Genomic DNA, 9,851 nt, shown 5'->3' with positions numbered 1-9,851 from the left:
TATTTTTGTATCGTTATATTTCTTGTCTTTAATAAAAGAATAATCTACCGGGAAGTTGTACACTGTCCAGTTTTTCAATTCCTTAGACTGATTACCCGAAATTAATTCCACCTTTTCTGTGATACCTTTGCGATCGTGGATGGATTTGTCAAAGTTGACACGTCCCATTGCTTCCACTAGAATATCCAGTTGCGTACCTTTTTTCAGGACAGGCAGAGTCGTTGTAAATTCTCCTTTGCGACGGTCCAAACGTGCCAGAAGTTTGCCGTCGGCATAGACCTGCGCCCAGTCGTGCACTTCCGTAACCTTCAAAGTGGTTCCTGCCGCAGTAACTTCAGGCAATGTGGTCCGATACAGAATAGCCCCCCATCCCTGATTGAATTGTTCCATCGGTTGAATATCCACTGTTTGTTCGCCTTCCGGCAGATTCGAAAATAGCGGAGCCACTTTAGTGAAATGGAATTCGGGAATTTCAATAACAGGCAAAGCTGCGGGGACTTCAGGCAACGTTTCACCTGCCGGAAGATAGTTTTTCAATAAATCACGAAGCAAGAAAAACTTTTCGGTAGTCCACCCGGCTTCACTGATCGGAGCATCATAATCATACGAACTGCACATTGCGGAATAAGCAGGATTGTTCGCACCTCCCCAATGTCCGAAAGTCGTTCCTCCGTGAGTCATATACAAACTGAAAGAGATGTTCCGGTCGAGCATATCCTTGATGCCCTGTACCATATCTTTTGCAGGACGTGTCTCATGTTTGCGTCCCCAGTGGTCGAACCATCCGCTCCAGAACTCGCTACACATCAACGGAGTTTCGGGGCGAAGTTCTTTAAGTTTTTTAAATTGCTGGTCGATATTGGCGCCTGTTCCAAAGTTCACGGTCCAAATCAGGTCATCGAGCGCGTTATTGGTGAAGTTACTGCTCCAGTCACATTGAAACAGAGGTACATCGGTAAAACCGGATTCACGAATCAGGTCGCGCACGGCAGAGACATAAGGTTTGTCGATTCCATAAGAACCGTATTCATTCTCTACCTGTACCATGATAATATTTCCCCCTTTATTCACTTGCAGCGGAGCCAGTTGCTTACCGACCTCTTTCATAAAGATGCCTACCCGTTCCATATAATAGGGATCGAGCGTACGCAAGGCTATATCTTTTTTCTTCAACAGCCACCAGGGAAGTCCCCCCATCTCCCACTCCGCACATACATACGGACCAGGACGGACAATGACATACATACCGTGTTTCTGTGCCACACGGCAGAAAGCTGCAATATCATTCTGACCGGAAAAATCGAACTTTCCTTCTTCCTGTTCATGGATATTCCAGAAAATATAAATACAAATAGTATTCATGCCTAATGCCTTGCACATCTCAATGCGATGCTCCCAATAAGCTTGCGGGATGCGAGTGTAATGCAACTCGGCAGCCTTCACCACAAACGGTTTTCCATCCAGCAAGAATGTGTTCTTGCCTGCTTCAAATTTGTGGGCAGTAGTTTGCGCCTGTGCACTACTAAAGAAAATAACTGTAAAAAATACCAGTAAAGCAATCAATCTGTTTTTCATGGTTTATTCAAAAATAGAATTTTAATAGTATACGGCAAAGGTAGGCGATTCACCTAAAAAGGAGGGCATAATTATCATTCAAAAAGGGTTGGAAATAAAGCAAAATAGCGCCAAACAGCAGATAAAACAACAATGGTCGGAAGATGAGAGGCATTTTGCCATGCTCATCTTCCGACCATTTGTCCGGTATGTGATTACAATAAAATCAGTTTTCTTTTGTCAATAGACTTTCCAGTTCTTCCGCATTCAGGCGGAGATAGAATTGTCCGCGATAGGCTACGGAGATAGCGCCCGTCTCCTCTGAAACAATAATGGCATGTGCGTCCGACTGTTGAGAGATTCCCATCGCTGCGCGATGCCGCAAACCAAGTTCCTTCGGTATATTCAAATCATGGGAAACAGGAAGGATACATCCCGCCGCCTTGATACGTTTTTTGCTGATAACCATCGCTCCATCGTGCAACGGGCTATTCTTGAAAAAGATATTCTCGATTAAACGCTGATTGATTGCCGCATCAATCAATTCGCCTGTACGAACGACTTCATCTAAAGGAGTATTATGCTCAATGACAATCAATGCGCCGACTTTTTGTTTCCCCATGCTTAAACAGGCCATTACCACGGGCATGATATCATCGTGCTTCAACGATTCTTTCTTCGATCCGCTAAAGAGACGGGCCAATGCACTGACATGCCGGTGAGATCCCAAAGTCAAAAGAAAACGGCGTATCTCATCTTGAAAAAGCACAATCAACGCTATTACACCCACATTCATCAATGTGTCGAAAATAGAACCCAACAGTTTCATCTCCAGCACTTGTGTCACCACCAGCCAGATCAGAATAAAAACCAAAATTCCGGTGAATACCTTGATGGAGCCGGAAGCTTTCATCAATTTGTAGGTATAGTACAAAACAAAAGCTACCAGCAGGATATCGATAAAATCTTTTATGCCAAATTCAAAAAACATGCACCCTCCTCTTATTTGTCATATCCACTCTCTATTTTTAATTTCTCTGTGATCCGGACAGCTTCCACCGCCTCACGCACATCATGTACACGCAGGATGTGCGCTCCTTTCATCAACGCAACAGTGTCCAATACGGTTGTCCCGTTTAATGAATCTTGTGGGGTTCCTCCCAATAATTTATAAATCATTGATTTCCGTGAAACTCCCACTAAAACGGGAAGTTCGAATATGTGGAATTCTTCCAGATGCGTCATCAGTTCATAATTATGCTCCAATGTTTTTCCGAATCCGAATCCCGGATCGAGAATGATATCTTTCACTCCCAAGTCGCGAAGTTGCTGCACTTTACGAGCGAAATACAGGAAAATGTCTTTAATCAGGTTATCATAAGACGGTTCTTTCTGCATACTTTGGGGAGTTCCCTGCATATGCATCATTATATAGGGCACTCCCAAGTCGGCTACTGTCTGAAACATCCGGTGGTCCATTTCACCGGCAGCTATATCATTAATCATAGCAACTCCATAATCTTTCACACATTCTTCGGCTACATCAGCCCGGAAAGTATCAACAGAGATAATGGCTTCCGGATGATTATGGTTCAGAATTTCCAGACCGGTACGCAGTCTGCTCATCTCTTCTTCAGCAGAAATATGTTCGGCATTCGGCCGTGAAGAATAGGCGCCTATATCAATAATCGAAGCACCTTCATCAAGTATCTGACGGGCCCGGGCAGCAATGTCCTCTTTAGTCTGCATCCGGCTGCCGGAATAAAAAGAATCGGGAGTTACATTCAATATTCCCATCACCTGCGGAGTAGCAAGATCGAGCAACCGCCCTTTTACATTTATATAAATAGGAGATATAGGTTTCATCATTGACAACATTCCTTTTAGATCGCCTACAAATGTAGATAAAAAAAGCAAGTATTCGTACTAAAAAGAAGAAATAAACGTATATTTGCAAACTATAGAAGAAACCGAAAAATTCATACCATGAGCCGATTAACCCTATTTCACGTAGGATTTCTTTTCCTCATTTTGTTCTTTACCACTACTGCTAAAGCTCAAAAAGAGGCTGAAACTTTCAATGTTGACTCTACTCTCTATGAATATTATCAACGTTGTCAAGAATACTTATTAGAGCCTGTTGTGCTTAGCATGTCCGACACATTGTTCAGAATGGCCGGTGAACGGCATGATGAACGAATGCAGGCAGTAGCCATAGCCACCCGACTGGATTACTATTATTTTCAGGGAACCAATGAAGATAGTGTCATCCACTATACCAACAAAGTAAAAGAATTCGCCAAAGCCACTCATCAGCCTAAATATTATTATTTTGCATGGGCCAACAGGCTAGTTACCTATTACTTAAAAACAAGCAGAACAAACATAGCACTTTATGAAGTGCAAAATATGTTAAAAGAAGCTCAGGAAGAGGATGACAAAACCGGTTTGTCCCGTTGCTACAACATTATGTCGCAAATCTACACTATCAAAAGATTCGATTCGATGGCCTTCGAATGGCGGTTGAAGGAAATCGAACTAACTGAAAAATACAATATCGAAAACTATAATATTTCCCAGACGTATGCCCAGATAGCCAACTATTACATCAGCCAGAAAAAGCAAAAAGAAGCATTGAGAGCTGTGGAAAAGGCCATTTCAACAGCCAATTCTTCTACACAGCAAATATCTGCCAAGTTGGAGTACGTTAACTACTACAGCAAGTTCGGTGACTTTCAGGCAGCCGAAAAAATATTGAAAGAATGTCAGATTGCATTCGAACAGGATAAAAGACTGGAATCGATCAAAAAGAGACTGTACAATATAGAATGTTTGTACTATCAGCAGACCAGGCAATATCAAAAAGCACTGGAAGCTGCAGAGATGCAAGAAAAGGAAGAGCACCGTTTAAGCGAAAGTATACTTAGCAGCAGTCACTATCGCACACAGGGAGAAATCTACCAGAAGATGGGGAATATGAACATGGCAGTCAAATATCTGCAAATGTATATCAACACCGACGACTCCTTAAAAATAGCCAATGAGCAAGTAGCCAGCAGCGAATTTGCCACCTTGCTAAACGTTGAGAAACTCAATGCCGAAAAGAAAGAACTAATGCTCCAGGCACAGGAAAAGGAGTTGCATAATAAAACAACATTGATTATCTCATTGATTATTTTATTAGGTATTCTATTCTTATTCCTTTATAGAGAAAACTTCCTGAAACGCAAACTGAAAGTTTCGGAAGCAGAACTCAAAACAAAGAATGAGGAACTTACGGTGTCGAGGGAAGAATTACGTAAAGCCAAAGACATAGCGGAAGCGAGCAGCCGGATGAAGACAACGTTCATCCAGAGCATGACCCATGAAATCCGTACACCGCTCAACTCTATTGTAGGCTTCTCGCAGGTGTTAAGCGATCACTACAGCAATAGTCCGGAAACACAGGAGTTTGTCAATATTATCAAGAGCAACAGTAACGACTTGCTCCGACTGGTCACTGACGTGCTCGCTCTGTCGGAACTGGATCAATATGAGCAACTGCCCACAGATGATGAAACAGATATGAATACGATCTGTCAACTTGCCTCTGAAGTGGCCAAAGACAACAGGCAAAAGGATGTAGAAGTTCTGTTCGAACCTGCAAAAGAAAACCTGCTCATACGCAGTAATTCGGAACGCATATCACAGGTGTTGAACAACTTGGCGCATAATGCCGCCAAATTTACAACTCATGGCAGTATCCGCATAGCTTACTCGGTACTGGAAGCTGAAAAGAAAATTGAAATCAGTGTCACCGATACAGGAACTGGTATTCCGAAAGATCAGCAGGAGGCGGTATTTGAGCGTTTCTACAAAATGAATTCTTTCACACAAGGCACCGGTCTCGGACTGCCGATATGCCGGAGCATTGCCGAGAAGTTAGGAGGCAGCCTCCGGATCGACTCTTCCTATACGGACGGATGCCGGATGATACTGACTCTTCCTTTGGTATATGCCTAAGTAAAAATCTGTCCGAACTCCCATCAAATCCGAAAGAATAGCCTATCTTTGCAGCGTTTTAAATAAAAGATCAGGTTATGAAACTTTCTGCTCTTTACCAGATTTTTCTGGATTGCCAATCAGTAACTACTGATAGCCGGAACTGCCCGGACGGTTCTTTGTTTATCGCCTTGAAAGGTGAGTCGTTCAACGGTAATGCATTCGCAAAACTAGCGCTAGACTCCGGATGCGCATTTGCCATTATTGATGAAGCCGAATATGCCGTAGAAGGTGATAAACGATATATACTTGTAGACAACTGCTTGCAGACAATGCAGCAACTTGCCAACTATCATCGCCGCCAACTCGGAACGCGTGTGATCGGTATTACGGGCACTAATGGGAAAACGACCACCAAAGAATTAATTTCCAGTGTTCTCTGCCAAGCCCATAACGTGCTTTATACTTTAGGTAATCTCAACAACCACATCGGTGTACCGACCACCCTATTGCGTTTGAAACCGGAGCATGACCTTGCTGTTATCGAGATGGGTGCCAATCATCCGGGAGAAATCAAGTTTCTTTGTGAAATAGCCGAACCGGATTATGGCATTATCACCAATGTAGGTAAAGCTCACCTGGAAGGATTCGGTTCTTTCGAAGGAGTGATTAAGACTAAAGGAGAGTTATATGATTTCCTCCGTAAGAAAGATGCCATCACCTTTATTCATCACGATAACGCTTATTTGATGAATATCGCGCAGGGATTGAACCTGATTTCTTATGGAACTGAAGATGATCTCTATGTCAACGGACAGATTACTGACAATTCGCCTTATCTCGCTTTCGAATGGAAAGCCGGTAAGGACGGTGAACGCCATCAGGTTCGCACACAGTTGATCGGAGAATATAATTTCCCGAATGCCCTGGCTGCCATCACTATCGGACGTTTCTTCGGAGTGGAAGCGAAGAAGATTGATGAGGCTCTGGCAAGCTATACGCCACAGAACAATCGCTCCCAACTTAAAAAGACAGAAGATAACACGCTTATCATCGATGCATATAATGCAAATCCAACCAGCATGATGGCTGCTTTGCAAAACTTCCGGAACATGACAGTCCCCCACAAGATGCTCATATTAGGAGATATGCGCGAACTGGGTGCTGAAAGCCCGGCCGAACATCAGAAAATCGTTGACTACATAAAGGAAAGTGGTTTTGAGAAAGTATGGCTCGTAGGAGAACTGTTTGCCGCAAGCGAACATTCTTTTAAGACTTACGCCAATGCGCAGGAAGTTATAAAGGACCTGCAAGCTGACAAACCCAAAGGGTATACCATTCTTATCAAAGGCTCTAACGGAATCAAACTTAGCTCAACGGTAGAGTATTTGTAAACGGAAAAATAAACGAGTGAACAGTAAATGATAAACGGTGAATATTGGATGCAACCATTATTCACCGTTTCTATTTTTCATTCACTGCTTATTCATCATTCTGGGGCGTACGTACGACATAATAGGCTATTAAACTAGCCAGAATCGCTCCCGTAGTATTAGCTGCAAAATCCAACCAGTCTCCACCCCGATAAGTAGTGCAATATTCCTGCAGTAATTCCACACAACCACTAAAAAGTACAGGGCAAAGGAATGCGCCTACCCATGCATGCCACATCGGAGCATTGTCCCTGCGATGTGCACGCAAAAATTCCAGCCACAACATTCCCGACATACCAAAATACATACAAACATGAACCAGTTTGTCGAGGTTGGGAATTTCATCTAAATCCGTCTTAGGCGGTTTAAAGAACGACAGATAAATCACTGTCAGAATGATAAAAAGCGAGATCGGATATTTCTTAATATAAGATAGCATATCTAAATAATATTACAATTTTCGTGCAAATATAAGTATCATTTTCTATATTTGCGCTCTAATACGTATATTTTATAACGATTTGTAAGATAAAACAAGATTTATGGCAAAAAATGATAGAGCAAACTTCGGCAGTAAATTAGGAGTCATACTCGCTTCTGCCGGCTCTGCAGTCGGATTGGGTAATATATGGAGGTTTCCCTATGAAACAGGAAACCATGGAGGCGCTGCTTTTATATTGATCTATTTAGGCTGCATTCTTCTTCTGGGATTGCCTATTATGATTGCCGAGTTCCTGATAGGACGCCGTTCGAGAGCTAACACAGCGAGAGCATATCAGAAATTAGCACCTGGAACACATTGGCGTTGGGTAGGACGCATGGGAGTATTGGCAGGCTTCCTGATACTTAGTTATTATGCTGTAGTAGCAGGATGGACACTCGAATATATTTTTGAAGCTGCTACTAATGGCTTTGCCGGAAAAACCTCCGGAGAGTTCATATCCTCTTTTCAACAATTCTCCAGCAGCCCATGGAGACCGGTTGTATGGTTGGTGGCATTCTTGTTGATTACTCATTTCATCATTGTGAAAGGGGTAGAAAAAGGAATCGAAAAGTCCTCCAAGATCATGATGCCTACCCTGTTTATCATTATCCTCATACTGGTTGTTTGCTCGGTCACTCTGCCGGGAGCCGGTGCAGGTATCGAATTCCTGCTCAAGCCCGACTTTAGCAAAGTGGACGGAAATGTATTTTTGAGTGCCATGGGACAGGCGTTCTTCTCATTGAGTTTGGGAATGGGATGCCTTTGTACGTACGCCTCCTATTTCAGCAAAGAAACCAACCTGACTAAAACAGCTTTCAGCGTAGGAATCATTGATACCTTTGTGGCGATACTAGCCGGATTTATCATCTTCCCGGCAGCTTTTTCCGTAGGCATACAACCTGATTCTGGTCCGAGTCTGATCTTTATCACCCTGCCTAATGTATTCCAACAGGCATTTAGCGGAGTTCCCATACTGGCATATATATTCTCTGTCATGTTCTACGCGTTGTTGGCAATGGCTGCTTTAACTTCTACTATTTCCTTGCACGAAGTAGTAACCGCTTATTTACATGAGGAGTTCAACCTCTCCCGTGGAAAAGCAGCAAGGTTAGTCACCGGCGGTTGTGTCTTCCTCGGAATATTCTGTTCATTATCACTGGGAGTCATGAAAGGATTTACCGTTTTCGGACTGGGCATGTTCGACCTCTTCGACTTTGTAACAGCTAAAATCATGTTACCACTGGGCGGATTGTGCATCTCCCTCTTTACCGGATGGTATCTGGACAAGAAGATTGTATGGTCGGAGATTACCAATGACGGTTCATTAAAGGTACCGGTATACAAACTCATTATCTTTATATTAAAATATATCGCCCCAATCGCCATCTCACTGATATTTATCAATGAACTGGGATTAATCAAGCTATAATGTGGAAAGACTTCCTTTATTATACTAAAACTGAACGACAAGGCATTATCGTCCTTGTCGTTCTTATTTTAGGAGTATATGCCGCCCCTAAACTCTTCTCCTTTTTCACACGCGCTGAAGATACCGACTGCAGAGAGAACGAGAAGTTCGATAAGGAATACAACAACTTTATTTCCTCCCTCCGGGAAACCCAACCTCACCAAAAGTCCGGTCATTCTTTTCAATCATCCCCTCAAAGGGAAATCAAACTTGCGGTGTTCGATCCGAACATCGCAGACTCTACTACTTTTCTTTCGCTTGGATTGCCATCCTGGATGATAAAGAATATCCTGCACTATCGCTATAAACAAGGTAAATTCCGCCACCCAGAAGATTTTCGAAAGATATATGGACTCACGGAAGAACAATACCAGACTCTTCGTCCTTATATACAAATTACAGAAGATTTCAGTTCGACAAATAAAGACACGGTACGATTGTTAACCACATCAAGCATACAACGGGACACCCTTGTGAAATATCTCCCGGGAACTATCATCAGTCTCAACTCCGCAGATACCACCGAACTGAAGAAGATTCCGGGAATCGGAAGCAGCATTGCCCGGATGATTGTGAATTACCGCGAACGGCTGGGAGGCTTTTTCCGAATAGAGCAGTTACAGGAGATTCATCTAAAGGCAGAGAAACTCCGTCCGTGGTTTTCCATTGACACCCATCAGACACGCCGCATCAATGTAAATAAAGCCGGTATGGAACGAATGATGCATCATCCATACATAAACTACTACCAAGCAAAGGTTATCATAGAATATCGGAAAAAGAAAGGACTCTTAAAAAGTCTGAAGCAATTATCTCTCTACGAGGAGTTCACTCCTATTGATCTTGAACGGCTAGAGCCCTACATTTGTTATAATTAATAAAAAAAGATGCATTCCTATCACACCAGACAAGAATGCATCACACACAAACA

The 9,851-nt window shown here is 42.9% G+C and carries 8 protein-coding genes; 4 read left to right on the top strand and 4 right to left on the bottom strand.

Translation table 11 applies throughout. From position 1 onward, the window contains the following. From ACT8YW_RS03965 to folP, 3 genes are all read right to left on the bottom strand, one after another. Nucleotides 1-1,575: glycoside hydrolase family 35 protein (locus ACT8YW_RS03965; protein WP_444104071.1), on the bottom strand; the 1,575-nt coding region annotated here is incomplete at its 3' end. 205 nt (nt 1,576-1,780) lie between these two features. After that, entirely contained in the window at nt 1,781-2,545 is a 765-nt protein-coding gene (gene cdaA, locus ACT8YW_RS03960; protein WP_004309664.1) for a diadenylate cyclase CdaA, read from the bottom strand. Between the two features lie 11 nt (nt 2,546-2,556). Continuing rightward, nucleotides 2,557-3,423, bottom strand: a complete 867-nt coding sequence (folP, locus tag ACT8YW_RS03955) for a dihydropteroate synthase (RefSeq protein ID WP_444104070.1) — start codon at nt 3,421-3,423, stop codon at nt 2,557-2,559. Nucleotides 3,424-3,540: 117 nt separating this feature from the next. Here folP and ACT8YW_RS03950 point away from each other — a divergent pair, with 117 nt between their 5' ends. Further along, complete coding sequence (locus ACT8YW_RS03950) at nt 3,541-5,556, top strand: tetratricopeptide repeat-containing sensor histidine kinase (protein ID WP_444104069.1); 2,016 nt, start codon at nt 3,541-3,543, stop codon at nt 5,554-5,556. A 77-nt stretch (nt 5,557-5,633) separates the two neighbouring features. After that, nucleotides 5,634-6,929 carry a UDP-N-acetylmuramoyl-tripeptide--D-alanyl-D-alanine ligase gene (locus tag ACT8YW_RS03945; RefSeq protein WP_004299715.1) on the top strand — a complete coding sequence of 432 codons (1,296 nt, stop codon included), beginning with the start codon at nt 5,634-5,636 and terminating at the stop codon, nt 6,927-6,929. Nucleotides 6,930-7,017: 88 nt separating this feature from the next. On the opposite strand, the gene ACT8YW_RS03940 is transcribed toward ACT8YW_RS03945, so the two are convergent. Next, nucleotides 7,018-7,407, bottom strand: coding sequence for a VanZ family protein (locus tag ACT8YW_RS03940; RefSeq protein ID WP_444104068.1), 390 nt, complete (start codon nt 7,405-7,407; stop codon nt 7,018-7,020). 103 nt (nt 7,408-7,510) lie between these two features. On the opposite strand from ACT8YW_RS03940, the gene ACT8YW_RS03935 reads away from it, so the two are divergent. Then, the gene (locus ACT8YW_RS03935) at nt 7,511-8,881 is read left to right on the top strand and encodes a sodium-dependent transporter (RefSeq protein ID WP_099146544.1); all 1,371 of its coding nucleotides are present in this window, start codon (nt 7,511-7,513) and stop codon (nt 8,879-8,881) included. After that, entirely contained in the window at nt 8,881-9,798 is a 918-nt protein-coding gene (locus tag ACT8YW_RS03930) for a helix-hairpin-helix domain-containing protein (protein WP_444104067.1), read from the top strand. Before ACT8YW_RS03935 ends, ACT8YW_RS03930 begins: the two co-directional genes overlap by 1 nt. The last annotated feature ends 53 nt before the right edge of the window (nt 9,799-9,851 follow it).

Origin of the sequence: Bacteroides sp., assembly GCF_052357945.1 — a bacterium.
Lineage (GTDB): Bacteria > Bacteroidota > Bacteroidia > Bacteroidales > Bacteroidaceae > Bacteroides.
Note: the sequence above shows the minus strand (reverse complement) of the source record. Positions and strands in the feature narration are given on the sequence as shown.

Bases quoted from the DNA above. Each gene is read 5' to 3' on its own strand.
- ACT8YW_RS03935 (WP_099146544.1), top strand. From the start codon at position 7,511: ATGGCAAAAAATGATAGAGCAAACTTCGGCAGTAAATTAGGAGTCATA.
- ACT8YW_RS03950 (WP_444104069.1), top strand. From the start codon at position 3,541: ATGAGCCGATTAACCCTATTTCACGTAGGATTTCTTTTCCTCATTTTG.
- cdaA (WP_004309664.1), bottom strand. From the start codon at position 2,545: ATGTTTTTTGAATTTGGCATAAAAGATTTTATCGATATCCTGCTGGTA.
- ACT8YW_RS03940 (WP_444104068.1), bottom strand. From the start codon at position 7,407: ATGCTATCTTATATTAAGAAATATCCGATCTCGCTTTTTATCATTCTG.
- folP (WP_444104070.1), bottom strand. From the start codon at position 3,423: ATGATGAAACCTATATCTCCTATTTATATAAATGTAAAAGGGCGGTTG.
- ACT8YW_RS03945 (WP_004299715.1), top strand. From the start codon at position 5,634: ATGAAACTTTCTGCTCTTTACCAGATTTTTCTGGATTGCCAATCAGTA.
- ACT8YW_RS03930 (WP_444104067.1), top strand. From the start codon at position 8,881: ATGTGGAAAGACTTCCTTTATTATACTAAAACTGAACGACAAGGCATT.